The sequence below is a fragment of the Marinomonas phaeophyticola genome (assembly GCF_026966905.1).
In the GTDB taxonomy this organism is placed as follows: Bacteria; Pseudomonadota; Gammaproteobacteria; order Pseudomonadales; family Marinomonadaceae; genus Marinomonas; species Marinomonas phaeophyticola.
Genome location: NZ_JAPUBN010000006.1, coordinates 181,643 through 207,739 on the forward strand (window position 1 = coordinate 181,643; position 26,097 = coordinate 207,739).

At 39.5% G+C, this 26,097-nt stretch carries 22 protein-coding genes and 1 pseudogene; 14 read left to right on the top strand and 9 right to left on the bottom strand.

Going from position 1 to position 26,097, the window contains the following annotated elements; translation table 11 throughout:
• Positions 1–60 precede the first annotated feature (60 nt).
• The 3 genes and pseudogenes from O1D97_RS01570 to O1D97_RS01580 all read left to right on the top strand — a co-directional run bounded on the left by O1D97_RS01570 (position 61) and on the right by O1D97_RS01580 (position 3,410).
• Positions 61–594 (top strand): CvpA family protein, encoded by a 534-nt coding sequence (locus O1D97_RS01570; RefSeq protein ID WP_269122194.1) that lies wholly within the window; start codon positions 61–63, stop codon positions 592–594.
• Positions 595–650: 56 nt separating this feature from the next.
• Positions 651–2,159 (top strand): amidophosphoribosyltransferase, encoded by a 1,509-nt coding sequence (gene purF, locus O1D97_RS01575; protein WP_269122196.1) that lies wholly within the window; start codon positions 651–653, stop codon positions 2,157–2,159.
• A gap of 79 nt (positions 2,160–2,238) precedes the next feature.
• Positions 2,239–3,410: pseudogene (locus O1D97_RS01580) on the top strand (O-succinylhomoserine sulfhydrylase).
• Between the two features lie 87 nt (positions 3,411–3,497).
• Here the strand turns inward: O1D97_RS01580 and O1D97_RS19735 are convergent.
• From O1D97_RS19735 to O1D97_RS01600, 5 genes are all read right to left on the bottom strand, one after another.
• Positions 3,498–4,004 (bottom strand): PilZ domain-containing protein, encoded by a 507-nt coding sequence (locus tag O1D97_RS19735; protein ID WP_428981077.1) that lies wholly within the window; start codon positions 4,002–4,004, stop codon positions 3,498–3,500.
• Positions 3,889–4,668 carry an OmpA/MotB family protein gene (locus tag O1D97_RS01585; protein WP_269122198.1) on the bottom strand — a complete coding sequence of 260 codons (780 nt, stop codon included), beginning with the start codon at positions 4,666–4,668 and terminating at the stop codon, positions 3,889–3,891. The genes O1D97_RS19735 and O1D97_RS01585 overlap by 116 nt, the downstream gene beginning before the upstream one ends.
• Before the next feature lie 154 nt (positions 4,669–4,822).
• Positions 4,823–5,437 carry a motility protein A gene (locus tag O1D97_RS01590; RefSeq protein ID WP_269122200.1) on the bottom strand — a complete coding sequence of 205 codons (615 nt, stop codon included), beginning with the start codon at positions 5,435–5,437 and terminating at the stop codon, positions 4,823–4,825.
• Between the two features lie 206 nt (positions 5,438–5,643).
• On the bottom strand, positions 5,644–8,817 hold the full coding sequence (locus O1D97_RS01595; protein WP_269122202.1) for an efflux RND transporter permease subunit: 3,174 nt from the start codon (positions 8,815–8,817) through the stop codon (positions 5,644–5,646).
• A 14-nt stretch (positions 8,818–8,831) separates the two neighbouring features.
• The gene (locus tag O1D97_RS01600; protein WP_269122203.1) at positions 8,832–9,932 is read right to left on the bottom strand and encodes an efflux RND transporter periplasmic adaptor subunit; all 1,101 of its coding nucleotides are present in this window, start codon (positions 9,930–9,932) and stop codon (positions 8,832–8,834) included.
• Positions 9,933–10,175: 243 nt separating this feature from the next.
• Between O1D97_RS01600 and O1D97_RS01605 the strand changes: the two genes are divergently transcribed.
• From O1D97_RS01605 to O1D97_RS01625, 5 genes are read left to right on the top strand one after another with little or no spacing between them, the layout of a single operon-like run.
• On the top strand, positions 10,176–12,083 hold the full coding sequence (locus O1D97_RS01605; protein ID WP_269122205.1) for an ATP-binding cassette domain-containing protein: 1,908 nt from the start codon (positions 10,176–10,178) through the stop codon (positions 12,081–12,083).
• A 4-nt stretch (positions 12,084–12,087) separates the two neighbouring features.
• On the top strand, positions 12,088–12,681 hold the full coding sequence (locus O1D97_RS01610) for a DUF2760 domain-containing protein (protein ID WP_269122207.1): 594 nt from the start codon (positions 12,088–12,090) through the stop codon (positions 12,679–12,681).
• Between the two features lie 3 nt (positions 12,682–12,684).
• Positions 12,685–14,433: an Hsp70 family protein gene (locus O1D97_RS01615; RefSeq protein ID WP_269122209.1), complete on the top strand. Its 1,749-nt coding sequence runs from the start codon at positions 12,685–12,687 to the stop codon at positions 14,431–14,433.
• Positions 14,433–17,009 (top strand): hsp70 family protein, encoded by a 2,577-nt coding sequence (locus O1D97_RS01620; protein ID WP_269122211.1) that lies wholly within the window; start codon positions 14,433–14,435, stop codon positions 17,007–17,009. The genes O1D97_RS01615 and O1D97_RS01620 overlap by 1 nt, the downstream gene beginning before the upstream one ends.
• A complete protein-coding gene (locus O1D97_RS01625; protein WP_269122213.1) occupies positions 17,006–17,146 on the top strand; it encodes a hypothetical protein in 141 nt (46 codons plus the stop codon). The genes O1D97_RS01620 and O1D97_RS01625 overlap by 4 nt, the downstream gene beginning before the upstream one ends.
• Positions 17,147–17,222: 76 nt before the next feature.
• Here the strand turns inward: O1D97_RS01625 and O1D97_RS01630 are convergent, their stop codons facing one another.
• Complete coding sequence (locus tag O1D97_RS01630) at positions 17,223–17,735, bottom strand: hypothetical protein (protein WP_269122215.1); 513 nt, start codon at positions 17,733–17,735, stop codon at positions 17,223–17,225.
• Between the two features lie 40 nt (positions 17,736–17,775).
• Between O1D97_RS01630 and O1D97_RS01635 the strand changes: the two genes are divergently transcribed.
• The gene (locus tag O1D97_RS01635) at positions 17,776–18,921 is read left to right on the top strand and encodes a M14 family metallopeptidase (RefSeq protein WP_269122217.1); all 1,146 of its coding nucleotides are present in this window, start codon (positions 17,776–17,778) and stop codon (positions 18,919–18,921) included.
• A 74-nt stretch (positions 18,922–18,995) separates the two neighbouring features.
• Here the strand turns inward: O1D97_RS01635 and trmJ are convergent, their stop codons facing one another.
• Positions 18,996–19,730, bottom strand: a complete 735-nt coding sequence (gene trmJ / locus O1D97_RS01640) for a tRNA (cytosine(32)/uridine(32)-2'-O)-methyltransferase TrmJ (RefSeq protein ID WP_269122219.1) — start codon at positions 19,728–19,730, stop codon at positions 18,996–18,998.
• Between the two features lie 32 nt (positions 19,731–19,762).
• On the bottom strand, positions 19,763–21,100 hold the full coding sequence (locus O1D97_RS01645) for a J domain-containing protein (RefSeq protein WP_269122221.1): 1,338 nt from the start codon (positions 21,098–21,100) through the stop codon (positions 19,763–19,765).
• Between the two features lie 174 nt (positions 21,101–21,274).
• On the opposite strand from O1D97_RS01645, the gene moaC reads away from it, so the two are divergent.
• Genes moaC through O1D97_RS01660 form a run of 3 tightly spaced genes read left to right on the top strand, consistent with a single transcriptional unit; the run spans position 21,275 to position 22,479 of the window.
• Entirely contained in the window at positions 21,275–21,763 is a 489-nt protein-coding gene (gene moaC / locus O1D97_RS01650) for a cyclic pyranopterin monophosphate synthase MoaC (RefSeq protein WP_269122223.1), read from the top strand.
• Complete coding sequence (locus O1D97_RS01655) at positions 21,750–22,007, top strand: MoaD/ThiS family protein (protein ID WP_269122225.1); 258 nt, start codon at positions 21,750–21,752, stop codon at positions 22,005–22,007. Before moaC ends, O1D97_RS01655 begins: the two co-directional genes overlap by 14 nt.
• A 1-nt stretch (position 22,008) precedes the next feature.
• Complete coding sequence (locus O1D97_RS01660) at positions 22,009–22,479, top strand: molybdenum cofactor biosynthesis protein MoaE (protein WP_330221423.1); 471 nt, start codon at positions 22,009–22,011, stop codon at positions 22,477–22,479.
• A 34-nt stretch (positions 22,480–22,513) separates the two neighbouring features.
• Here the strand turns inward: O1D97_RS01660 and O1D97_RS01665 are convergent, their stop codons facing one another.
• Positions 22,514–23,764: a tyrosine-type recombinase/integrase gene (locus O1D97_RS01665; protein WP_269122227.1), complete on the bottom strand. Its 1,251-nt coding sequence runs from the start codon at positions 23,762–23,764 to the stop codon at positions 22,514–22,516.
• A 184-nt stretch (positions 23,765–23,948) separates the two neighbouring features.
• Here O1D97_RS01665 and O1D97_RS01670 point away from each other — a divergent pair, with 184 nt between their 5' ends.
• Both O1D97_RS01670 and O1D97_RS01675 read left to right on the top strand, forming a co-directional pair.
• Positions 23,949–25,076, top strand: coding sequence for an OmpA family protein (locus tag O1D97_RS01670; RefSeq protein WP_269122228.1), 1,128 nt, complete (start codon positions 23,949–23,951; stop codon positions 25,074–25,076).
• A 216-nt stretch (positions 25,077–25,292) separates the two neighbouring features.
• Complete coding sequence (locus O1D97_RS01675) at positions 25,293–26,096, top strand: metalloregulator ArsR/SmtB family transcription factor (protein ID WP_269122230.1); 804 nt, start codon at positions 25,293–25,295, stop codon at positions 26,094–26,096.
• The last annotated feature ends 1 nt before the right edge of the window (position 26,097 follow it).

Genomic DNA, 26,097 nt, shown 5'->3' on the forward strand with positions numbered 1-26,097 from the left:
ATGTATTTGGGATTTATAGTGCATCTGATAAACTTCCACGCCAATTAGAATGGGGTTTCCATGGAACAATTAGGCTCAATAGCGACACTCGACTGGGTGATTTTTATTGTGATTTTACTGTCCTCTTTAATTAGTTTAAAAAGAGGGTTTATCAAAGAAGTATTTTCATTAATCACTTGGGCTATGGCGTTTGCCATTGCGGTAAAGTTTTCCTCGCAGCTTCAATCTTTAATGGTTGATCAGTTACAGAATGATCAAGTTAGATATATTGCTTCTTTTCTTATTTTATTTATCTCTAGTTTATGTGTCGGCGCGCTAATTAGTTATTTATTAGGTTCGCTAGTGCAGGTAACAGGGCTTTCTAGTACAGATCGAATATTGGGCATGATTTTTGGTTTCGCCAGAGGGTCTCTTATTGTTGTCGCTGTAATCTCATTGCTTAGTTTAAGTACTTCTTTTACTGAAAATGAATTCTGGCAAGAGTCTAAGCTAACGCCTAGATTGGTTTTATTAAAAGACTGGGCGCGTGAGATGTTAGGCAAGAGTGAGGGTCTAATTGATCCGACTCTCATCGATCGCGCTTTAGAAAGTTAAAACAATGAATATCGATTTTAAAATCGTCTTTCCCCTAAAACACGAGGAATAACAGAATGTGTGGTATCGTCGGCGTAGTTGGCACTACAATGGTCAATCAAGTCATCTTTGATGCACTTACCTTACTTCAACACCGTGGCCAAGATGCAGCAGGTATGGTTACGAGTCATAATGGAAAGCTATTTTTACGTAAAGACAATGGCGCAGTAAGTGAAGTCTTTCGTACTCGACACATGAAAAAATTATGTGGAACAATCGGTATAGGTCATGCTCGCTACCCAACGGCTGGAACATCGAGTTCGGCGGAAGCTCAACCTTTCTATGTTAACTCTCCATACGGAATATCATTAGCCCATAATGGGAATTTGACGAATACCAAAAAGCTTGCCCAAGAGGTTTTTGAAGCTGATCTTAGGCATATCAATACCACTTCAGATTCGGAAGTGTTGTTGAATGTGTTGGCGCATGAATTGCATGCCGAAGGTAAGCTTGTTCCTAAACCAAGTGATATTTTTAATTCCCTTGAACGTGTGTATGCTCGTATTCAAGGTGGTTATGCTGTGGTTTCTTTGATTACTGGTTACGGCATTTTAGCTTTTCGTGATCCGGACGGTATACGACCTTTGATTTATGGGTCAAGAGAAACGGCTGATGGCACTGAATACATGGTTGCATCTGAAAGTGTGGCTTTGGATGCGGCCGGCTTTAAGGTGGAAAGAGACATTAACCCAGGTGAAGCAATTTTTGTTGATGTGAATAGGAATATTCATTTTAAACAATGTACTCCGGCAAAAGTGGCTCGTCCTTGTTTATTTGAATATGTGTACTTCGCTCGTCCAGATACCGTCATCGATAATATTTCAGTTTATAAAGCCCGTATTAATATGGGCGAAAAATTAGCTGAAAAAATAGAAGAAGAATGGCTGAATCATGATATTGATGTGGTTATTCCTATTCCTGATACAAGTCGTACTGCGGCACTTCAAATTGCACAACGTTTGAATATTCCTTTTAGAGAAGGTTTGGTTAAAAACCGTTATATAGGAAGAACTTTTATTATGCCAGGACAAACTGTCCGCAGAAAATCTGTTCGCCAAAAGTTAAATCCAGTACCGTTTGAGTTTAAAGATAAGGTTGTGTTGTTGGTCGATGACTCCATCGTTCGTGGAACTACAAGTAAAGAAATTATTGAAATGGCTCGAGAGGCTGGAGCCAAGAAAGTCTATATAGCTTCTGCTGCCCCTGAAGTTCGTTATCCAAACGTATATGGTATTGATATGCCTGCGGCAGCGGAGTTAATAGCTCATGGAAGAACAGCGGAAGAGATATGTCGCTTGATAGGTGCGGATAAACTAATTTTTCAAAATCTTGACGATTTAATTAATGCTTGTATTGATGAAAAACATTCGAATGTAAGAGAGTTTGATACGTCTGTGTTTGATGGCAAATACATAACAGGCAATATTGATGCCGAATATTTAGAAAACTTAGAAAAAGCTCGTAATGATGTTCAAAAATCAGGCTCTGAGCCTCAGCAATCAAGTGATATGATGCAACCATTCTAATTTTGTCCATAGGGTTGTATGACGAGAGCGCCCAATTTAATTGGGCGTTTTTATTTTTGTTCGGTTTAGGAAGGTATTAATGTCAGACTATAGAGAGTTAACAAACATAATTCATACTGGTGTTCGTCAAACAGCGGAACAAGAAAATAGTGAGGCTGTTTTTATGACCTCGAGCTTTGCTTATGCAAGTGCAGAGGAAGCGGCTGGCAAATTTGGCGGAGATCTGGATGGAAATGTCTATTCTCGTTTCACTAATCCTACAGTTGAACTTTTTGAAAAAAATTGGCGATGTTAGAAAAAGCTGAAGCGGCCATTGCAACAAGCTCTGGAATGTCAGCACTCATGACAATGGCTTATAGCTTGTTAAGCAGTGGCGATCGTGTAGTGTGCTCTCGCAATATATTTGGATCAACCATTAAGTTTTTTGACGCTTATACAAAAAAGTTTGGTGTGGATGTGGTGTATGTGGATGCGACTGATTACACGGCATGGGAAAGAGAAATAACTGACAATACTCGATTATGTTATTTTGAAACGCCATCTAACCCACTATATGAAGTAGTCGATGTGGAGCGAGTTGCTAAGATTGCCCATAAGAAAAACGCATTGTTATGCGTGGATACTGTACTAGCAACCCCTGTTTTACAGAATCCTATCACTCAAGGTGCTGATATTGTTATGCAGTCGGCCACAAAGTTTATTGATGGGCAAGGGCGCTGTTTAGGTGGTGCTCTTATTGCAAGTCAAGAGCTTGTTAATGAGTTTACTGGTTTCATGAGAAGTGCAGGGCCTTGCATGAGCCCATTTAATGCCTGGGTACTTTTAAATGCTTTAGAAACTCTACCATTAAGAATGAGATCTCATTCAGAAAACGCTCAAGCCTTAGCTGAGTGGCTAGAAAAACACCCTAAAGTATTGAAGGTAAACTATGGAGGTTTACCTAGTCATAAATATCATGAGCTTGCTAAACGTCAACAAAGAGGCTTTGGTGGCCTATTATCTTTTGAGGTTTTAGGAGGGCGTTCTGCAGCATGGTCTGTAATCAATGGAACTCGTTTATTGTCAATTACAGGTAATTTAGGAGATACAAAAACACTTGTGACTCATCCTGCTAGCACAACTCACGGTAGATTGTCCGATGAGCAAAAACAAGCAGCGGGTATCACGGAAGGGTTAATCCGGATATCGGTAGGTTTAGAGGATGTGCATGACATTATTGAAGATCTTGAACAAGCACTAAATAATATTTGATTAGAGTGTGTGCAGGCATGTAAAAGGATTTACGTGCTGATCAAAGAGTCATTCTAATTAATTGGTACTGGCTTTGAATGGATTTAGCTAACGGCAAATTCCAAGCAATCTTTTTTCATCCTCTATAATTTTTAACTCACTACTTTTTCTAAGAGATCTTTTCTGAGTGTCTATAATATAGTCTTCGATTATTTCTTGTGTTCTTCTTTTGATGTTAAGGAAATGTAAGGCGATATGTTTATTATCTGACCAAATGATTTTGCATCTAATTACGCCTACGTCTTCATTGTTATAAAGTAGCTTACCGGCCAATATATCAGTGGAAAGATTCGCGTTCGAAGTAATAAGGCAGCCTTGAATACTGATATTCAAGCAGAGAAAAGTGTTGTTTTCGATCGCTAATGAAAATTCATTGTGTTCTAAGGCTATTCTAAAGGCCATTCTTCTATTTTGAATAGCATAGTAGGGAGGGCTATTTTTATTTACCATACAGTTTTTGTAGATCAGGGTCTTTTTGAAGCACAAACTCCGCTCGTCTATTAATTGCTCTATTTTCTGGACTGTCATTACGTACAAGAGGGATGCTGTCAGCATATCCTGTTGCTGTCATTCGCTCTGGACGAAACCCCGCTTCCAAAAAATAACGTAGAGCTGTCGTTGCTCTAATTGCTGAAAGCTCCCAATTACTTGGGTATCTGACTGTATTAATCGGTATGTTGTCTGTATGGCCTTGAATGCTGATTGAATACTCGGGATATCGATTAAAGATATCAATGAGTTTGTTAAAAATAAACTCGGCTTCATAGGAAAGCTGGGCTTCACCCGATTCAAAAAGTGTTTGACCATCCACACGAATCGTGATTTTTTCGCCATCTTCAAAAACGGATACGGCGTTTGATAGATTGGATGACACCATTTTATTAGCAATGTCATTGGCAATTTCATTAACTTGTTCTCGCTCTTCCGTATCGATGGGTTCTTCTGAAAAAGTAAGATCTTGAGTGTCGGCTAATTGCGGTGTTTCAGGTGCAATGAGTTTACTACCGCCTCCTGAATAAAAGCGTGGTGATTGATTGATATTGGCGCCATTACTAGAGAGCGCAATTTGAATAGAAGATAGTGCCGATTCTAAAGTGGTTTCCGTCATTTTAGAAAGGCTGTACATCAAAATGAAAAATACTAATAAAAGTGACATTAGATCGGCGAAAGTGAATATCCAGGTGGGGACTTCGTCTTCCTCAAATAATGGATCACTCATCGTTATTCTCCAATACCAGCCGGTTTACGTTGGTGTGCAGGTACATAAGAAGATAGTCTTTCATAAACGGCGAGATAGTTATTACTACCTAGTAAACTGACGGTGCCATCTCTTATTATTTCTAAAGTTTGAATTTCAAGGATGGTCCTTGCCTTTAACTTACCTGCAATCGGCTGAAAAAAACAGTCGCCAGTAATGATCCATAAAAGGTAGTAAGAAGTGCTACCGCCATGGAAGGTCCAATTGTTTCGGGGTCATCTAATTGAGAGAGCATTTGTATTAATCCAATTAAGGTGCCTAACATGCCAAAAGCAGGTGCATAGGTCCCCATTTTTTTAAATACATCCTGAACAACATAATGTCGCATTTTTAAAGAATCTATATCGGCTTGGAGGGTGTTCCTAATATAGGTTTCGTCAGAAGCGTCCGATGCCATTGCTAAGGCCCTCTTTAAAAATGGTGAGTCCGCTTCTACCCGGCTTAATGCAATAAGTCCTTCACGACGTGCCACCTTCGTTAACTGAAGCATAGTGGCGATCATAGCTTGAGGGTTTTGCTTGTCTTGTGTAAAAATAATGACTGAGGCTCTTAGAGCTGAAACCGTATCTTTAAATTGAAAGGTGACTAGTGTTGCTGCAATCGTTCCACCTATTACAATCATCATTCCAGGAATATTAACAAAAATAGACATGTCGCTGCTGCCAAGGAAAATAGCAGAGACAATTAGAAAAAGGCCAGTAATGATCCCAACAAATGATGCAAAATCCATTAGTTAACTCACTTAAATAAATACGAACTTAATGTAATCAGATTAATACTAACAAATATAACATCTTAAATAGTTTTTTTGATAATTTAATGTGAAAAATATAAGTTGAAAGGTGTTTTACGGTTAAGGGCCTTAGAAAACCTACATTAAAGTAGCGATTCTAAGGCCTATTATGCATTGTCTAATTTACTGAATAGTAATTTGAGTTAAATTTTAATTTCTTTTTCTTGGAAAGAGTCACTTGAATCATTTGCTTTAATGGTAGCATTTGCTAGTTCCATCTTCCTTTCTGCTCGTCTGTATCCTAAAACTAGAAGACACGGCGTTAATATCAGGGTAAGAGGAGTGGCAAAGGCTAATCCGCCGGCAATTGCTGTTGATAGTTGGGTCCACCACTGAGCTGATGGCGCGCCAACACTAATAGCTTGATTAACTAAATCAATGTTTAATTGGAATACCATAGGCACAAGACCTAAAATGGTGGTGACCGTAGTTAAGATGACAGGGCGTAAGCGTTGAGCACCAGTACGTATAGCAGACTCTCGAACAGACATTCCCATTTTTCTTAATGTATTAAAAGTGTCAATTAATACGATATTATTGTTCACAACGACACCCGCAAGAGCAATTACACCAACGCCGCTCATAACGATACCAAAGGGCTCTCCCTTTATTAAAAGTCCCATAAAAACCCCCATAGTAGAGAAAATTACGGCACTGAGTATTAATAAACATTGGAAGAAGTTATTGAATTGCGTAACCAAAATGATGGCCATAATAAAGAAAGCAACACCAAAGGCCTTCATTAGAAAGATCATTGAATTTTGCTGGTCTTCGGTATTTCCTCTAAATTGATAACTCACTTCGTTCGGTAAGCCTTGCTCTTCAATTTCTTGCGTAATGACTTTAATAACTTCATCAATCACCAGACCATCTTTTACATCAGCATTTATGCTGATGGTTTTTTTGCCGTCGACTCGATTTACCACACCCTGTTTAGGTGCGGCAATACGAGTAATAAAATTACTTATCGGAACGGCACCATGTTTTGTTGGAATGGTCAATGTATCAAGTTGATCCATTGAGCGGTTGTTAATAGGGTACCTAAGAACAATATCAATTTGATCGTCAGCTCCTTCCGGAAGAAAATCACTTAACACTATTCCATTCGTTACTAACTTAATAATATTACCAAGTGTTGCAACGTCTACGTCGTAGCGACTTGCTTGAATCCGATCAATATTAATTTGCCACTCTATCCCTGGAAGGGATCTGTCATCATTTACAGAAACGATTTCATCATGCTCGAGAAGTTGTTTATTGATAATGTCCGCTGTGGCATTCAAGACTTCACTGTAATCAGAGCTTAATTCTAACTGTATGTCTGCACCCGATTGAGGGCCGCCTTGTTGCACTTCTGCTTCAACAATAATGCCAGGGATGGATTGAGATTGTTCGCGAATTTCTGCCAAAATTTCTTTTGCGGTACGGCGAAGAAACCAATCAGTAAACTCCATAGTGATATTGCCAATACTATCAGGAGTCCCATTATTTCCAGGCGTACTGTAGGTTGTGGTAATGACGGCTTTGAGTTCGCTTTTAGTTAAAACGAGCGCTTCAACACGCCTAACTAATGCATCTTTCTCATCAAGAGATAAATCTCCACGGGCTCGAACATCTAACATGGCCACTTCAGGCTCTATATCAGGAAAGAACTCAACTCCTTTGCCAAAGGAGCCGTATATAGCGAAAGTACTTAAAAGCAATGCAATGGCAAAAGCAAGAACAAACCATGGGTATTCAACCAAAGCGGTTAATACTCTTGCATAGAGTCCAGTGAAGCCTTTCAGTTTTTTTAAATCACCTGTTTCAGTTAACTGAAGGGTTTTCATTTTTGCAGGTGTATAAGCGCCTTTTTTACCAATTATTGAACCGATAGTAGGTAGCACAATTAAAGCCATTACAAGGGAGGAAGCGAGTGTCGCAATGATAGTAATTGGCATATATCGCATAAACTCCCCAACAATATCAGGCCAGAAAAGGAGAGGCATAAACACGGCTAATGTTGTTGCAGTAGATGCCGTAATAGGCCAAGCCATTCTCTTAGCGGCTTCTCCATAAGCTTGCCTTCTAGATGCACCTTCAGCTAACTTCCTATCCGCGTATTCAGTTACAACAATGGCACCATCAACTAACATGCCAACGCTTAATATAAGCGAAAAGAGTACGACCATGTTAATGGTAAAGCCTTGTGCATCAAGAATTAGAATTCCGGCGAGAAAGGCCCCTGGTATAGCCAAACCAACTAGAAATGCACTGCGAATCCCTAAAGTGGCAACAATAACAATCATTACTAACAATGTTGAGGTGACAACATTGTTAAATAGATCATTTAGTGATGTTTCGATTTGAATTGATTCATCTTGAGATAAACTATATTGAATGCCATCAGGCCAGGATGCACTTTCTTTTTTAATGACTTCTTTAACCGCTGAAATGGTTTCAATAATGTTCGCCCCAACACGTTTAGAAACCCCCATAGTGATGCTATTTACACCGGCTACACGAGCATAGCTTGTTGGCTCTTTGAATGTCAGTTGTCCAGTAGCGATGTCTTTCATTAATACGACTTCATTACCAACTACTTTAATGGGCAGATTTAAAATATCCTCTTCTGTTTTTAGCAGTCCGGGAACTTTTAATGGAAATCGTCCAGAGCCCGTATCCATGGTTCCGGCAGCAACGAGTCTGTTATTTTGCGAGACAAGACTTATCACTTCTGGGAGTGATAAGTTATAAGTTTCTAATTGAGCAGGGCTGATGATAATTTCTGCCTGCTGCTCTCTGTCTCCGTTTATGGAGGCTTCTAGTACACCGGTAACGGCTTCAATAGAATCTTGTAATCGTTCTGCGATATCACTTAATACAGCAAAATCAACATTACCAGATAAATTGACACGTAAAACAGGGAAGGTGGATAAGTTAACTTCAGTTACTGTCGGCTCATCTGCATCATCAGGTAGGTCGCTTTTCGCTCTATCGACTTTATCTTGAGCATCAATGATGGCTTGATCTATGTCTGTACCCGATTCAAACTCCAATACAACAGAAGCATGACCTTCTGAAGCAGTAGAGCTGATTTGTTTTAAGCCTTCCAGCCCTTTAAGTTCTTTCTCTAAGGGGTGTACTAATAAGCTGTCTGCATCTTCAGGAGATATGCCTTCAAGTGTAACGGAGACATAAGCCACAGGGATGGAAATATCTGGATTGTTTTCTTTTGCTATTTCTATGTAAGAGACAACACCGGCAACTAATATTAATGCAAAAAACATCAAGACAGTCCGTGAGCGGGATAAAGCCGCTTCAATTAAACTTTGCACAGAATTAAACCTCTTTAATTAGTGAAGGTTGCTTCAACGGTATCACCCGCTTCGGTAAAACCTTGTCCAACAGTAATAATGTTTATGTTTTTTGATAAACCTGTTACCCACACTTTTTCACGTGTAGATTTGATAATGGTAACCGGTGTAACCACAACTCTATTATCAATATCCAATATCTTTATTGCTGTATGTCCATTTTCATCCAAAGTCAATAAAGCTGGAGAAAAACCATGAGCCATTGTTTCAGGAAGTGATAAATTAACTTCTGTCGTTATTCCTGCGGGCAGTTCATTGTTTTCGTTAGGAATTTCTATTTCTACATTGATAGAGCGAGTTCCTGAGTCTGCGACTGAGTTTATATAATTAATACTTCCTGTTACTGCGTCACCATTTATAATGATATTGGCGCTCCCACCAAGAGTTATCTTGTGTGCTTCTTTTTGAGGAATATTCGTGCTTATAACAAGTGGATCTACAGCAACAAGCTCACCAACTAAGGCCCCAGCTTGTAATAGCTGCGTCTCTGTAACCACTAAGGTATTGAGAATACCTGAAAAAGGGGCTATGAGACTGGCATTTTCAAGATCGATTTGTAGTCGCTTTAAGGTGGCCCTTGCTTGTGCAACTTCCGTTTTTATTGATGCTAAGGCAACGGCTGATGTGAGTTTTTGCTTGATAAGGCGTTGAGTTCCTTCTAGTTCAAGTGTTTTTTGTGCTAATAACGCTTTCGCTTGCTCAATATCGGATTGTAGAGAACGAGTATCAGTTTGTAGAATAACGCTTCCTTTTGTAACAAAGTCGCCTTTTTCGAAAAAGATTTTATCAATGCGTCCTGCGTTTCCTGATAATAACGTTAAAGAATCACTCACGTGTGTTGTACCACTTAAACTTAGGGTGGTTGCAATGCTTTTAGCAATAATCGTTTTCGCTTGTACTTTCTTGATTAGCTTAGATTCGCTCGCTAAAGTACTTACTTCCTTTTCGGTCGAATTGGTTTCTGGGGTGCCAGCGTTAGCAACAGTAATGCCATTACCTCCAGAAACCATCCAAAAAACAATGGAGCCCGTTATGACTATCGCTGTTATTGGACCGATTTTACTTTTCAATTCCATTACTTTTCCTCATTGAATACCAAAGTATGTAAAAACTATGCACATCAGTTTACTGTTTTAGAATTAAAAACGGTATAGAGAATCGATGAAAGGTCGTTATGAGGGATAAAAAGTGAAAGCGGGGCTTAAAAGTCGGCATTTAGTCGGCATTTTTATTTATACAGTAGAGTTATTGGCTAAACCTTCTTACTTATAGATGATATATTATGCGCCTTTAATATTATCCATTTACTTAGGTCAATTATGAGCTTGCTATCACTTGAACAAGTCTCTGTGGCATTTGGTCACAATCCATTACTTTCAAAAATTAGTTTTTCGGCTGAGGCGGGGGAACGAATTGCTATTATCGGTCGTAATGGCGCCGGCAAATCTACGTTATTAAAAACCATTTCAGGCGAAGTCATTCCCGATGAGGGTGTGATTCGAATAGAAGGTGGGATGAAAGTCGCACAACTTCCACAAGAGTTACCAAATGCGAATGATAAATTGGTAAAGGAAGTTGTAAGCGAAGGTTCACCAGAAGCTCATGAGTTGCTTACTCGATATTATGCACTATTGGAAGATTTTGAGAATGACCATAGTAATGAATTGAGTGATATACAACATACACTTGATCAAATTCAAGGTTGGGATTTAGAACAACGTGTTTTAAAAATGATGCAAAGACTAGACTTGCCGGCAGATAAAAAAATGTCTGAATTGTCCGGTGGTTGGCGTCGTCGAGTGATTCTTGCTCAAGCATTACTTTCAGAACCTGATGTGCTGCTACTTGATGAGCCCACTAACCACCTCGATGTACCCACTATCGAGTGGATGGAAAAACAATTACAGCAATATCGAGGGCTAATTCTTTTCATTACCCATGATAGGCGTTTTCTAGAACAACTTGCGAATCGTATCATTGAATTAGATCGCGGCAATTTGATTTCTTTTACAGGTAATATCCATGCTTTTCTTGAGTTTAAAGAAAAGCTATTAGAAGAAGAAGAGAAAGCGAATGCTTTATTTGACAAGCGTCTTGCGGAAGAAGAAGTATGGATTCGTCAAGGAATCAAAGCCCGCCGAACTCGTAATGAAGGGCGTGTAAGAGCGCTTAAAGCTTTACGTGTTGAACGTTCTGAGCGTATTTCCGTTCAAGGGAAGGCGAAAATGTCCATCGAAACTAAAGACAAATCTGGCAAGTTGGTTGCAGAATTTAATCAAGTCGCTCATCGATTTGAAGACAAAGTCATTCTACAGCCAATGGATTTAGTTGTGTCACGAGGTGATCGTATTGGTTTAGTCGGTCCGAATGGATGTGGTAAAAGTACTTTTTTGAAGATTTTACTCGGCCAACTAACCCCTGATTCAGGTACAGTGAAGCAAGGTACGAAACTGAATATTGCCTATTTTGACCAATTGAGAGAGCAACTAGACCCTGAAAAAACAGTTGCAGAAAATGTGGGTGAAGGGAAAGATGTTATTGAAATTAATGGCCAAAATAAACATATTATTGGTTATTTAGGTGAGTTTTTATTCCCACCTGAGAGAGCAAGAACTCCCATTAAAGCGTTATCAGGAGGTGAACGTAATCGAGTCTTACTGGCTAAATTATTTACGAAACCAGCCAACTTATTGGTGATGGATGAACCTACAAATGATCTCGATGTTGAAACATTAGAGTTATTAGAAGAGTTACTCATGAATTACGATGGCACTTTATTACTAGTAAGTCATGATCGTGCTTTTCTTGATAATGTTGTTACCAGCGTTATTGCCTTTGAAGGTGCTGGCGCGGTTCGAGAATATGTGGGCGGGTATAATGATTGGTTACGGCAGGGCGGTCGTTTTGCTGTTGAAAGGATGACCCCAAAGTCTGAGAAGCAAGTCACGAAAAAAGAAGTACCAAAAGAAACTACGCCACCAGCTAAGGCCGTAGTTAAGAATAAACTAAGCTATAAAATGCAGCGAGAGTTTGACTCCATGCCAGATACTATTGCTAAGATAGAATCTGAAATTGAGCGTGTTCAAGAAATAATTTCTGACGGCGATTTTTATACTCAAGAGCAAGCATTAGTACAAAAAACACTGACTGAAATGTCTGATCTAGAAACCGCGCTAGAAGTTTCAATGGATCGGTGGTTAGAATTAGAAGAGATGCAGAATGGATAACAATATGAAAAATACAATTACACCAATGGGGTTTTTCTCTCGCTTTTTTGGTGCTTTTTTACAATTCTTTAAGTACCTAGGTGATGGCGATTATGCGGCTCGTTGCAAACTGGTTGGAGAAGGTCAGCTTTTTTCGACAGAAGTAGAGCCTACTGTTGTATATGAAGAAGTAGACATAATTCGTGAGATCGAAGTTCCCTCCCCAGTGTTAGCCAGTGTTAATTCTGATGGCGCGATGCAATTACTCCAACTGTTCCAACAAGAGGCACGCCTGATTGATTTTTTGCAAGAACCCATTGACTCTTATACTGATGAGGAAGTAGGCGCGGCGTCTAGGCAAATACATTTAGGTTGTTCAAAAACGTTGAAGCAGTTTTTTGAGATAACGACTATTAGTCATGTTCCTGAAGGTGAGTCATTGACAATCGATAGTGGGTATAACCCTAAGGAGTATAAACTAGAAGGACGTGTAGAAGGGCAAGGCCCATTTAGAGGCACCTTGATACACGCAGGTTGGAAAGTCAGTAGTGCAAGATTGCCTCAAGTTACCAATACTGAGTCTTTGTCGATATTAGCCCCTGCAGAAGTCGAGGTATAATTAATGGAACCGATTTTCATAGGTATTGATTTAGGAACAACTCATTCTGCAATTTTTTATGCTTCAGATGAGCTAACTCAGGGTAAAATTGAATCTTTCTCAATTCCACAATTGATTGCCCCCGGGCAAGTATCAGAGCAAACTCTTTTGCCTTCGTTTGTCTATACACCTCATGAAAGTGAATTTTTACAAAGTGACTTACTGTTACCATGGGGAAACAGTCCTTTGATAGTAGGGCAATTAGCAAGAGAACTGGGCTCTAAATCTTCAGGGCGTTTGGTTCAAAGTGCGAAAAGTTGGTTGTGCCACACAACTGTCAATGCTGAAGAGAAAGTATTGCCTATTGATGCTTTAGATGAAGTTCCAAAGCTTTCTCCTGCTCAAGTAACAGAAATGCTATTACGCTATTTGGCTGACGCTTGGAATAACTCTTTTCCAAATCATCCCATTCAACAGCAAAATGTTGTTATTACCGTACCTGCCTCATTCGATCCAGCTGCTCGATCGATGACCGAACAAGCCTCTCAAAAAATTGGCCTTAATGCTCGTCTAATAGAAGAGCCTTTAGCGGCATTTTATGCATGGTTGTCGGAACAAGAAAAATGGACGAGTACTTTAGAAGTAAACGATCAAGTATTAGTGATTGATGTAGGGGGTGGGACCACAGACCTTTCTCTTATTCAAGTAACGGATGCGGACGGCCATTTGCAACTTGAACGTATTGCTGTCGGCCGTCATATTTTATTAGGGGGCGACAATATGGATATGTCGCTTACTTACCATGTTGCAGGGAAACTGGCCCAGGATGGTGTACAACTTGAGGCATGGCAAATTTCAGCATTAACTCAGGCATGTCGTGCCGCGAAAGAAACGCTTCTCAAAGATGGTGAAATTCATGAGACTTCAATTGTTGTGCCGAGTCGAGGTCGAAGCTTATTAGCAAATACAATTAAGAGCAGTCTTTCGAGAGATGAAGTGAATCAAGTAATACTAAATGGTTTTTTCCCTCAAGTAGGAATTGGTGAGCGCGCTCAAAAATTAGCTAGAAGCGGTATTCGAGCCTTGAATTTGGAATATGAAGCTGATCCAGCGATTACTCGACATATTAGTGAGTTTTTAACAACAAATCATTCTGCTCCTAATAAAGTTCTATTGAATGGTGGTGTTTTTAACTCTGAAATTATTGTTAATACATTGTGTGCTCAATTGAGCGTCTTGCTTAACCATCAAGAAGTTAGCATGTTGACACCGTCGCATCTTGACTTTGCCGTCGCGAAAGGGGCTAGTTACTATGCACAGATTAATGCGCAAGGTGGCATCAAAGTAAAAAGTGGTTTATCAGCAAACTATTATATAGGTGTTGAAAGTCCTATGCCTGCCATTCCTGGTATGTCTGTACCTATTGATGGCATTTGTATAGCCCCATTTGGTTTAGAAGAAGGTGCCTCTGAGGTTGTGTTACCTAATGAATTCTCACTTGTTGTTGGAGAAGACGTACAATTCCGATTCTTTCAATCCAATCAATCTGAACCTCAAGCAGTAGGTTCAATGGTGAGTTCATTTTCAATTAGCAGCCTTCTAGAATTGTCCCCAATCAGTGTTCGACTCTTTGAGGGACATTATAAACTGGGTGAATTAGTACGCGTTGTATTAACTGCGAAGGTAACAGAATTGGGTATTTTAGTAATTGAAGCCTGTGACACGCAATCAGATCTAACCTGGACATTAGAATATCAAGTTAGGGAGTCTTAATGAGTGCTCGGTATTTTGTTGGAATTGATTTAGGAACAACCAATTGTGTTGTTTCTTATATAGATAATGAAGCTCAATCGGATCAAACGTATATTTTGGATATTCCTCAATGTATGCAAGACGGGTCAGTGCAGACGTTTAAACAATTACCGAGTTCAATTTATACGCTTGCCAAGGATGAGGTGAGCAAGATAAATGTCACACTACCTTGGAAGACATTGTTCCCAACAAATTTAGTGGGTCATGGCGCGTTACAGCTTGGCCAGAAACGTTCCGGACAATTGGTACAAAGTGCAAAAAGCTGGCTGAGCTTTAATCGAGTTGATCGTAAAGCAAACATTCTTCCCTGGGGAAGTGATTTCGAACGTAAATTATCGCCTTTTAATGCGACTGTTATCATTCTTAATCATATAAAAGGGGCCTGGGATTATGCATTTCCAAACTATCCTCTATCAGAACAAAAAGTCGCACTTACGTTACCTGCGTCATTTGATGAAGAGGCGAGGTCATTAACCCTTGAGGCAGCTGAGAAAAACGCGCTAACAAATTTATATTTATTAGAAGAGCCTCAGGCGGCCTGTTATAACTGGATTGCCAATGAAAGTAATACCGCCGCGCTAGCCGATCGAAAAATGCTACTGGTGGTAGATATTGGTGGCGGTACAACTGATTTTAGTTTGGTTGCAATCAGTAAGATAGATAACAAGAAGGATACGGAGAGTAAGCTGCATTTAAAGCGAATTGCAGTGGGTGAACATTTATTATTAGGTGGTGATAATATTGATCAGGCCTTAGCCTTTCAGCTTGATACCAAACAAATCGCCAGTCTTTCTAGTACACGATTAGCCGCCCTAGTGCAGCAGACTCGTTTGGCGAAAGAAACCTTGCTTAGTGAGCAGGCAGCAGACTCAATGAACATTACCGTTTTGGGCTCTGGTAGCCGCTTAATCGGTGGTGCTCAAAAGTTCCTAGTAGAAAAAAATCCCTTAATTGAACAAATTGAGAATGGCTTTTTTCCTATTATTGATTTAAAGGCCCCATTGAAACAAAAGCAATATGGCGTGCAGTCATTAAACCTACCTTATGAGCAAGATCCTTCGATACATGCTCATTTGGCTGATTTTTTAACTAAACATGTTGAAGAAATAACAACTCATAGTGGTCAAACTTTACCTGATGCCGTTTTATTTAATGGTGGGTTATTTAATAGTTCTAAAATTAAAGAACGTATTATTGAGCAGTTGTATGACTGGTGTGGTCATGACCTTTATGTCTGTGATGGTAATCAACCGGATACCTCTGTTGCTGAAGGCGCTGCTTATTATGCTTATGGATTGGTGAATGAGGCGGTGAAAATTGAGAGTGGTTCGCCTCATTCTTTATTTTTAGAGATGGCGGATGGTTCATCGGTTTGTATCTTACCAAAAGGGAGCCCTCGCGGTGAAAATGTTGTTTTAAAAGATGTTTTTTCTGTCACTCTTGGGTCTGCAGTACAGTTTTCTTTATACCGAGCCGATGACCGCCTTGTAGTTGAAAAAAATCATCAGCTAGATTCGACTCTCTCGCTGTATTTTATTTCAAATCTCAGCGTTACCTTGGAAAATGAATTGACTGAGCTTGCTCAAATTGATGTTAGATTGAGCTCGCAACTTACCGAGGTTGGAACACTAAGTATCATTTTGGAAACACTCGACCAATCACAGCAATGGACTTTGAAGTTTAATCATTTTCAAGAGGATAAAGAGACAGAGGTAAATACTAGCCAAGTTCATGCGTCTTTAGGGGAAGCAGAAGAGGCGTTGGTGGGGTGTTTTTCAAAAGCAACAAAACAGAAGCAAGATGAAATTAAAAAGTTAAGAAATACATTAGAAAGTATTTTAGGGCCGAGAGACAGTTGGAATTTAGCCACAGCTAGAGCACTATCAGATAAACTACTTGCCTTAAAATCAGGTAGAAATAAAAGTGCTTCCCATGAGCGTCAGTGGCTTATGTTAACCGGGTTTTGTTTACGACCTGGTTATGGGTTTGAAGGCGATGAATCCAGAGTGAATAAACTGTCTAATATTTTGGCAAGTCAACCTCACCACGATGAGAATTCTGTTTGGAGTCAATATTGGACGGCTTGGAGGCGGATTGCGGGTGGCTTGACAGTTGAAAAGCAAAAAAACTTATTAGATTGCTTTACAATGTATTTTTCCCCCACGGCTCAGCGCTCACGAGAGAAACAAAAGCAGTTATTAACTCGCGCAGGTGATGACTTAGTGCGTTTGGTTGGAGGGCTTGAGTATTTACCTGTTACAGAAAAAAAATCGCTAGCAGATTTGTTGTTAAAGCGTCTGAGTAAATCTTCTGAGCCAGATACCGCGTGGTGGGTAATTGGTCGTCTTGCAAATAGAAACATGTTATATGCAGGTGAAACCTTCTGTTTGTCTGAAGATATAGTGTTAACTTATCTAAGTGCTTGTTTGAAAGAAGATTGGAAGAAAAGAAAGCAAGCGGGATTAGCGGCCGTGTTAATGGCTCAATCTACAGATGAAAGCTCAAAGGCCCTTATAGAAAAAAAGCACTTGTCTTGAAAAAGTTACTTAAAGATAAGTGTCCATCTCATTGGGCAGAACGTTTGCAATCCACCTTAAATGAAACCGAAGCTGATATAAATGACTTTGTTGGTGAGGCGTTACCTATTGGTATTAATTTAAAATCGCCTCGCTGAACGATTTTCTAGAACCTTTTATAACCGTCGATGCAGATTTCTGTGGTTCATAATCACACTGCATCGACGGGTGTAATTATTCGGCTGATTGATCCTGTTCTAATTCAATTAAGCCATTTTTATAGGCTACTTGAAGCAATATTGCAATTAACTCATCTGGTGGCAGTAAATGTATTGGGGTATTCAAATCAAATTCTTGAAGCTCGTCATCAAGGTTTACGTCTCTTTGTGAAAACCAATCTACTGCGCCAATAATTTCAAATGCCGGATCAAGGCCTTTGCAATCATAGGTGGCTTCAATCATTTGTGAGGTTAATTCTGGATCTAGAGCAATTACTTCATCAGTATCCAGCTCTTTTGTCCATTCTGTTAAAATATCGCTAGCCTCGTAACCAAAATCGTATAATTGCCCCTCATCAATATTGAGTAGGTTACTTTCAATATTGGCCTCAGCAAGCCAATTGTCATCAGGGATTACTAGTACTTCTTTGATCTGAGCATCATGAGTAGACCATGTGAATAGAACAGGAAATACCGGTTCGTCAGATGAATTAGCGACAGTAGTAATAAATATAGGTAAACTTGACATAAATTAAGTCACATTCTGCATTAAAGTAAAGGAAGAAAGAATGACTAGCCGTATTAGAATCAGTAGTGCATTCGATGGTGGTAATATTACCGTAATTGAAGCCAATGAGCCTGATAATATTAAAGTTAAAATTCCTAATGATACAAATTCTGATTTTCTTCAATGGTTTTACTTCCGTTTACAGGGCGGAATGGAGAATCAATGTAAGATAATGATTGTCAACGCTGATCAAGCCGCTTACCCAGATGCATGGGATGGTTATCAAGCTGTTGCTTCTTACGATCGAGAGCATTGGTTCAGAGTGCCGACTGAGTATGTTGACGGACAATTGATTATTTCGCATGAACCTGAGCAGGACAGTATTTTCTACGCTTACTTTGCTCCGTACAGTTATGAAAGACATCAAGATATGATTGCTTGGGCGGTTTCTAATGAAGATTGTATTTCAGATCATTTAGGAGAAACGGCGGAAGGGCGTGATATTACGCTTTTAGAGGTGAGTAAGACTCAAGGATTAGCAAAAAACATTTGGATTACAGCACGTCAGCATCCAGGTGAAACCATGGCCGAATGGTTTATAGAGGGCCTATTGGAGCGTCTGTTAGATGAATCCCATCCACTATCTAAATCATTATTAAATCAATGTCGTTTTTACATCGTTCCTAATATGAATCCTGATGGAGCGGTGCATGGCAATCTTAGGGTCAACTCTAAAGGGATTAATTTAAACCGAGAGTGGGATAAGGCAACTCAAGAATTGAGTCCTGAAGTGCTTTGTGTACAGAAAAAAATGGAAGAGGTTGGTGTTGATTTATTTTTAGACATACATGGAGATGAAGAGCTTCCTGTTAATTTTGTTGCGGGGTGCTCTGGTGCGCCATTTTTTGATGATCGCATGCAAAAGCTTGAAAATATATTTAAAGGGATATTTCTTGCTGTTAGCCCTGACTTTCAAGTGGAAAAAGGGTACGCGCCAGATCAATTTGGTGATGAAAGCATGTCAATTGCAAGTAATTGGGTAGCTGAAAAATTTAACTGCTTATCTCTTACACTTGAAATGCCATTTAAAGACAATGAGTTGTTACCAGATGAAGAGATGGGATGGTCACCAGAACGCTCTAAAATTCTAGGAGCCGATGTGCTTTACCCGCTTTATCATGTTGTCACCAGTGACCTACTAAAATAGAAGTATAACCAACCTTAAGAGGTGCGACTGATGTCAGTGAAAGGACGCGTGGCACCTCTTATTTTTGTAATATCCTATTTATCTGTTTTTCCAATCTCTCTTTGAACTGCCGCTAAAATACCTCTTAAAATACCTAGCTCTCCTTTTTCAGGTCGAGATCGATGAAAAAAGCGTTGTAGTTTATCCAATACTTTTCCTGGATGATTTTTAATGATGAAATTAATATCATACAGCGTTTCCTCTAAATGATGATGGAACAGATCCATTTCATTTTTTAATGGGTATTCTGGTAGCTCAGTTTCTCCGTGTACTTTATTTACTTCTTGAGCATGTGCCATCCATATTTCATAGGCTACTATCTGAACGGCTTGTGAAATATTCAATACTGGGTATTCATCGTTAGCATCGATATACACTTGTCGGTGGCATTGCGCAATTTCATCATTTAATAAACCTGTTTTTTCACGCCCGAAAACAATAGCCACATCATGGTTTTTAGCTTCTTGAATTGCGCTTTCACCACATTGCCTGGCATTCATAATAGGAAGCTGAAATGTTCTGTGGCGTGCACTGGTTCCGATCACAAGGCTGCAATCTCCAATGGCTTCTTCGAGGCTATTCACAATAACAGCATTTTCTAAAAGATCTACTGCACCCGCGGCTCGGCTGGTGGCTTCATTTGAAGGATAATCATTTGGGTCAACTAGATAAAGGCTACTGAGTCCCATGTTCTTCATGGCTCGAGCAATTGCTCCAACATTACCTGGGTGAAATGTATTAATCAGTACAACTCGAATATTACTTAACATAGGCTTGAAAGAATTCTTTAAAATAGGGTTAATTATTGAGCAAGCGTTAGAGACCGCTCAGCACTTGTAAACTGAACATCTTCCATAACAACTTTGCTTGTTTGATTAAATAAAAATTGATTGCAGCCGCGATGATACAAGGAACCACTTTGTAATACCAAGCGATATTGACCTTGGGGAATAAAGTTAGCGGCGTAAGGTTGGCTGGAGTGTAGAAAGACTGAAAAACTTGGATAGCCATCATAAGATTCAAATGTTAGTAAACTCTGAATTGGTAAAGTGTTAAGGATGCGTAATCGACTGCTTCCTTTATGTTCTCCAAAGACTTCTCCATGCATGGGGGGGATGCCAGGGTAGCCGTAGCATCCTGTATTTTGAGCGTGCTCAATACTACCAAAGCCAAGATTTTTAGCTTGTACCCATCCCGCTGTTTCTTGATATCGAATTGCCACCCAATCGGATGCAGTAAGTTGCGATGCTATAACGTCTACCCCTGCTGGTACAGTAAGGGTACTGTTCGCGGATAAATCAGGTGAAGGGAAAAGCGCGGTTGGGATTAATGTATAATTAATCCCGTGTCTTAGTTGTGGATACTGTCCGGGTAAATAGGCGATTGCTTTTTCTGTGGGGGCCATTCCATTGGTATTGATGGATTGCCAATAGAATGTTGTAAATACGCCTAAAGCGAAAAATGATAAATAGGAAAGGGCCAAGAAAAGTGTGTTTAGAGGTGTAATTTTACTGAAGCTAAATTGTTGTTTTGGCCCTGGCCGTTCTTGTGTAGCAAAGCCATAAGAGGTTGTATTATTGTTATGCTCTTTATCTTGGTCAGTTTCATTCATGGCGGCAGATTGGTACTGTTGAATAAAGTCATCTACCTGTTGGTCGGCCGTTGCATTGCTTTGGTTTGAGTATTGCTTAAAGCTTTCACTGGCTTGAGACGCCTTAAATGCTTCTTCATACATTTTTTTAACGCGCTTTTCATTTGCCGTATTTCGTGCTTCTCTGATGGCATTTTGACGTGCCTTTTCATGTTTCGCAGAGTTTCTTTTTAGTTCATCATAAGCTTTTTGCCTTTCTTTTATATAGGCATATTGTAATTCATCATTCACGGTATTGAAGCGAGTTTTATCGTATCGGTGCGTATCGAAATCAAAGCTTTTCCACTCTTTTGTTATAATACCTTGGCGTATTGCGTTAAGCACATTTTGATAGGCTACTTGTAGCCGTTGAAACCTCTCTGTCGTGTCCCTATGAGGATTCTTGTCAGGGTGATACCGTTTTGCAAGACGTCTATAAGCGGCTTTTGCTTGAGCTTCATTGGCATTATGGTCCAACTCTAGCAGCTGATAATCATCATTTAAGCTCATAAAATTCATTCAACATAAGAAGTGTATTCAATCAAAAGATAGCCTTTGATGGTAATTATTCGCTAAGCCAATTAAAATGCAATGCATTAACTTACAACTGTTTTATAAATGATAGGCTTACCAAGAAATACGAGCATTATGCCTGATTTACCTTAATGAACAAAGGATAGCTTAATGAATAACCATCTTACTCATTTGGATGGCAAAGGCCATGCTCATATGGTTGATGTTTCTGATAAAGAAATTACAAAACGGACGGCTACCGCTTCGGCGATTGTTGAAATGAATGCGGGAACCCTGACTAAAGTCATTGAGGGTGGATTACCAAAGGGAGATGTACTCGCCACAGCAAGAATTGCTGGAATACAAGCTAGTAAGAAGACCGCTGATTTAATTCCATTGTGTCATCCCTTAATGTTGACTAAGGTTAAAGTAGAAATTGATGTTATTTCTACTACTCAGCTTAAGGTTAGCTGTATGTGCTCATTATCCGGGAAAACAGGAGTGGAAATGGAAGCCTTAACTGGTGCTTCAGTTGCTGCATTAACGTTATACGATATGTGTAAAGCAATTGATAAGGGTATTTTGATAAAAGAGTTAGGCTTAGTGAGTAAAGCGGGTGGTAAAAGCGGAGATTGGAGTAAAGAAAATGTCTCAAGTTAAAGTAGTATTTTTTGCCTCATTAAAAGAGTCTTTAGGAGTTAGTGAAGCATTTATCGAACTTGACGGTTTAACCAGTATCGAAGAAATTAAGCAAAAACTGAACGCGTCTTTAGTAAATCCAGACCCTCTGTTCGAAGAAGGTATTCAATGCTCAATAGATTATGTGTTTGCAAGAGATAGCAGTAAGGTTGATCCAGATACGGTAAAAGAAATTGCATTTTTCCCGCCAGTGACCGGTGGCTGAAATGATTATTCAAGTGCAAGAAGCGGATTTTTGTGTTCAATCTTTATATGAGAAATTGAAAGTAAAAAATAGGTCAGGAGCGATCGCAATATTTGTGGGTTTGGTAAGGGAATTTCAAGGCCAAAATTCAAGCGATTCAATTGACGATGACCATTGTTTTCAACTCGAGCATTATCCTGGTATGACGGAACATAATCTAAAAGAAATTATTGATGATGCAAACTCTCGTTGGCCTTTACTGGAGGTTTGTGTCGTTCATCGGTTTGGTAAGCTTGCATTAAATGATCAAATTGTATTTGTGGGTGTGAGCGCGGCACATAGAGCAGAAGCATTTTTAGCGTGCGACTTTATAATGGATTACCTTAAAAGCCGTGCAGCATTTTGGAAAAAAGAAACCACATCAACAGGAAGTCATTGGGTAGAAGCTAAAGAATCAGACAGTTTCAGTTTAAAGCGCTGGCGAGAATCATGACAGCGCTTTAGGCTTAGTTGTAACGGCGGCCTGGTTAATCTGGCCGTATTTTTTTCTTCTTACTGCTTGCGTGTCTTTCTCTGTACTCAGTATCAATATACTTATCGGTCGTTGCCATGCTTGCATGGCCGGCATCTTCTCGAACATGTTCTTTAGGGCGTATTTTCACATCCTCAGAAATACCTGTATGTCGCAACCAATGAACGGTTGCGACTTTGAGGTCTTCAGCATCCGATTTCATTCCATCCTCGCACATTCTGGCGTAGGCTGAATCGAAACAAAACTGAACGACATTCCGAATTTGCCGGGTGCTGGTCATTGCACCTTTACCACGATTTTTTGGGATGATTGGAGTTTGTTCTGCCACCGTAGGTAAATCGGGTAGGTCTCGAAATCGACGATAACGAGCAAGTGCTTGTAACATGTCGTCTGAGACCGCGACGAGCCGTTCTTTATTTCCTTTAGATAACACTTTTAGCCACCAGTTGCCATCGGCATCCTTTATAAAATCTCCCATGACAGGTGCGGAGCGCTCATCTGCCACTAGCTCCGAAATCCTTAGATACATTCCCAGTAGGGCATTCATAATGAATAAACTACGTTCATGCATGAGTGGGTCTTCTTCCGCTAAAATTTCGGCGGTTTCAATAACGTAATCCCATTGAAGGTTTGAAATACGACGAACTTGTTTGCGAGTAACTTCTTTCTTTACAAATTTACTCTTTTGTCGGATTAAAGAAACGGGGTTGTGCTGAGCCGCGTCTTCCTGCATTAGAAAGCCATAATAAGATGAAAGAATTGAAAAAGTTGCACGAATTGCCGCTTGTGATAAAGAGTAATCTTTTGTGTTTGGTGCGTCTCCGTTGCGAAAATTCATTTTACTGACGTGGCTCACAAAGGGGCGCCACTCCTTGTTCTGTAACCTAGAGCCAAGTTTATTTGAGAATCTTGACACATTTTTAATACCTATCCACTCACTTGGAGGTGACATACAAAAATGAATAAACTCCTCAATTTCATCGCGCCTTAAATGAGAGGTGGGAGAGGATTTGATATTCCATGACCAAAGTAAAAGACGTTCAACTTCACGTCTATAAGAATTAAAGGTCGCTTTTGAGCCGTTATAGCTGTAGATAAAGCATAAAGCTAATTGAAAATCGCGCTTAAAGTCCGTTTGCTGTAGTAAAGGCGTCAAGGTTGAGCAGGTTAGTGCATACGGTTCAAACTGTGTAAACGGGTTGGGTAGGTTTTCTAGATTATCAATTAAAGCGAGAGGGGCTTTCATAAAGTTACGTTTCTAATCAAATAATTAATAAATAATCGGTATTTTAGATACAATTAGTACAATGAGATACGAATCATTGCAATAATAATGAGGTATAAGGGGTTTAATTATAATATTATAACTATATATTGATTTGGTATTCGTTATTTGGAATGAATACATTGATTTGAAACTGGAGTTTTATATGTTTACCACTCGTCCTAAAAAATTGTTTGTTGCTACCATGGCTGCAATCGCAGCAACAGCTGGTGCACAGCAAAGCATCGCAGCTGAAGGTATTACTATTTCACCAATGGTAGGTCATTACAATTTTGCAGGCAGCCGAGATATCGATGACGATGCGCTTTTGTCTATTGCTTTGGGCTACCAGTTCGACAGCCCATGGGCGACTGAATTAACATTGTTAACGGTTGATACTGAAAACTCGGCTAATACAGAAGTCGATCTTGATCAAGTTCGTTTAGATATGTTGTACCATTTAGAGACAAAAGGTGACTTAACGCCTTACCTTGCTTTTGGCGCAGGTTACAACAAATATTCTGATGTTGTTGTTGATAATGAAGAGGCGATTATAAATGCAGGCTTTGGTGTTAAATACGCACTAAATTCAAATTTAGCATTACGTGGTGATTTTCGTTTAATTGATAGCTTGGATGCTGAACGTATTGATACGGCTACTTCTGTTGGCTTATTTTATGCCTTTGGTGGCACTAAGAAAAAAATAGAGCCAGCACCTGTGGTTCAAAAGGTTGTTGTAGATAACGATGCTGATGGCGTAAATGATGAAATCGATCAGTGTTTAGACTCTCATAAAGCCGATATTGTAGATTTGAAAGGTTGTGCTTTAGATGATGATAAAGACGGTGTGATTAATCGTTTAGATGAATGCCTTGATACGGAAATGGGGGCGAAAGTTGATGCTAAAGGTTGTTATATTGAGTTGATTGAAACTCATACAGCACGCCTTGATGTGAATTTTGCAAAAAATTCTGCTGTTGTTGATAAGCAATATTATGGTGAAATTGAAGGTATTGCTAAATTCTTAACTGAATACCCAAAAACGGATGTAGTGATTGAAGGTCATACAGACGATAGTGGTAAAGCTGAATATAATCAGAACCTATCTGAACAACGTGCACTTGCTATCTCTGAAATTCTAGTAAATGAATTTTCAGTATCTCAAGAGCGAGTTAGTGTTGTAGGCTACGGTGAAAGCAAGCCTTTAGTTGAAAACACTACTGAAGAAAACCGTATTAAAAATCGTAGAGTGGTTGCTGTAGTAACAGCGCAAGTAAAAACAATTGCTAAATAAGTAACCTGTAGCAATATCAGAGGCGCAGTCTAGAAGTAGATTGCGCTTTTTTTATGGGTTTTTATTATGGCGCTTGTTAACTATTTTGAAGATCCCATGTTTTGAAGAGTCTATTCACTAAGCATTCACGAAATTAATCGGGTTTAATCATATTTAACTTTACATACGAAATATCATATATATAATATTTCGTATGTAAATTAATGGCTATTTATCGTGAAAGCAACCCAAAAATCCACAATTTTATTTCTTTGTACTGGTAACTCAGCGAGATCCCAAATGGCTGAAGCTCTCCTTAAGCATAAGGCGGGTGATGCGTTTGATGTAGTGAGTGCCGGTACGCACCCTGAAGATATCGATCGACGTACTATTGAAGCGATATCGGAATTCGGCCTAAATACAAACGGATTAACGTCGAAGAGCGTAACAGTATTTGAAAATCAAGAATTTGATTACGTGATAACGCTGTGTAACAAAGCGAGTGACGAATGCCGAAGCTATCCTAATGCAAAGAAGCAACTTGCTTGGGATTTTCCTGATCCTAAGTCTCGATCTGGGAATAAACCCTTTTCAATGACATTAAATGAATTAAATAGTCGCCTGTCGATGTTTCTTTTGGTTGAAGGGAGAGGGGCGACTCACTCTGATGAGGAAAGTGATCAGAGTCATTCTATTGACCCCATTACTTTGTATAAGTGTTTAACGGATTCTATTCGTTTAAAAACGGTCATGTTAACTCACTATCATGGCGAGTTATGTGTGTGTGAGTTAATGGAATCAATGGATGAAACTAGTCAGCCAAAGGTCTCACGTAATCTTGCTGTATTAAAAAAAGCTGGGGTAATTACCGATAGGAAGCACGGTCAATGGGTGTTTTATCGTATTAACCCAGAGCTACCTCTGTGGGCCAAATCCGTACTGTCTCAAACAACAGAAAATAATATACCGATCATCGAAAATGAACTTCGGCGCTTAGCGAATATGAAAAATAGACCGGATAAATCCAGTTTCTGCAAATAAG

What these genes read in the sequence shown, in the direction of transcription:
- O1D97_RS01570 (WP_269122194.1), top strand. Translation starts at nt 61, where the DNA reads ATGGAACAATTAGGCTCAATAGCGACACTCGACTGGGTGATTTTTATT.
- purF (WP_269122196.1), top strand. Translation starts at nt 651, where the DNA reads ATGTGTGGTATCGTCGGCGTAGTTGGCACTACAATGGTCAATCAAGTC.
- O1D97_RS19735 (WP_428981077.1), bottom strand. Translation starts at nt 4,004, where the DNA reads ATGCTGACAGCATCCCTCTTGTACGTAATGACAGTCCAGAAAATAGAG.
- O1D97_RS01585 (WP_269122198.1), bottom strand. Translation starts at nt 4,668, where the DNA reads ATGAGTGATCCATTATTTGAGGAAGACGAAGTCCCCACCTGGATATTC.
- O1D97_RS01590 (WP_269122200.1), bottom strand. Translation starts at nt 5,437, where the DNA reads ATGGATTTTGCATCATTTGTTGGGATCATTACTGGCCTTTTTCTAATT.
- O1D97_RS01600 (WP_269122203.1), bottom strand. Translation starts at nt 9,932, where the DNA reads ATGGAATTGAAAAGTAAAATCGGTCCAATAACAGCGATAGTCATAACG.
- O1D97_RS01605 (WP_269122205.1), top strand. Translation starts at nt 10,176, where the DNA reads ATGAGCTTGCTATCACTTGAACAAGTCTCTGTGGCATTTGGTCACAAT.
- O1D97_RS01610 (WP_269122207.1), top strand. Translation starts at nt 12,088, where the DNA reads ATGAAAAATACAATTACACCAATGGGGTTTTTCTCTCGCTTTTTTGGT.
- O1D97_RS01615 (WP_269122209.1), top strand. Translation starts at nt 12,685, where the DNA reads ATGGAACCGATTTTCATAGGTATTGATTTAGGAACAACTCATTCTGCA.
- O1D97_RS01620 (WP_269122211.1), top strand. Translation starts at nt 14,433, where the DNA reads ATGAGTGCTCGGTATTTTGTTGGAATTGATTTAGGAACAACCAATTGT.
- O1D97_RS01630 (WP_269122215.1), bottom strand. Translation starts at nt 17,735, where the DNA reads ATGTCAAGTTTACCTATATTTATTACTACTGTCGCTAATTCATCTGAC.
- O1D97_RS01635 (WP_269122217.1), top strand. Translation starts at nt 17,776, where the DNA reads ATGACTAGCCGTATTAGAATCAGTAGTGCATTCGATGGTGGTAATATT.
- trmJ (WP_269122219.1), bottom strand. Translation starts at nt 19,730, where the DNA reads ATGTTAAGTAATATTCGAGTTGTACTGATTAATACATTTCACCCAGGT.
- O1D97_RS01645 (WP_269122221.1), bottom strand. Translation starts at nt 21,100, where the DNA reads ATGAGCTTAAATGATGATTATCAGCTGCTAGAGTTGGACCATAATGCC.
- moaC (WP_269122223.1), top strand. Translation starts at nt 21,275, where the DNA reads ATGAATAACCATCTTACTCATTTGGATGGCAAAGGCCATGCTCATATG.
- O1D97_RS01655 (WP_269122225.1), top strand. Translation starts at nt 21,750, where the DNA reads ATGTCTCAAGTTAAAGTAGTATTTTTTGCCTCATTAAAAGAGTCTTTA.
- O1D97_RS01660 (WP_330221423.1), top strand. Translation starts at nt 22,009, where the DNA reads ATGATTATTCAAGTGCAAGAAGCGGATTTTTGTGTTCAATCTTTATAT.
- O1D97_RS01665 (WP_269122227.1), bottom strand. Translation starts at nt 23,764, where the DNA reads ATGAAAGCCCCTCTCGCTTTAATTGATAATCTAGAAAACCTACCCAAC.
- O1D97_RS01670 (WP_269122228.1), top strand. Translation starts at nt 23,949, where the DNA reads ATGTTTACCACTCGTCCTAAAAAATTGTTTGTTGCTACCATGGCTGCA.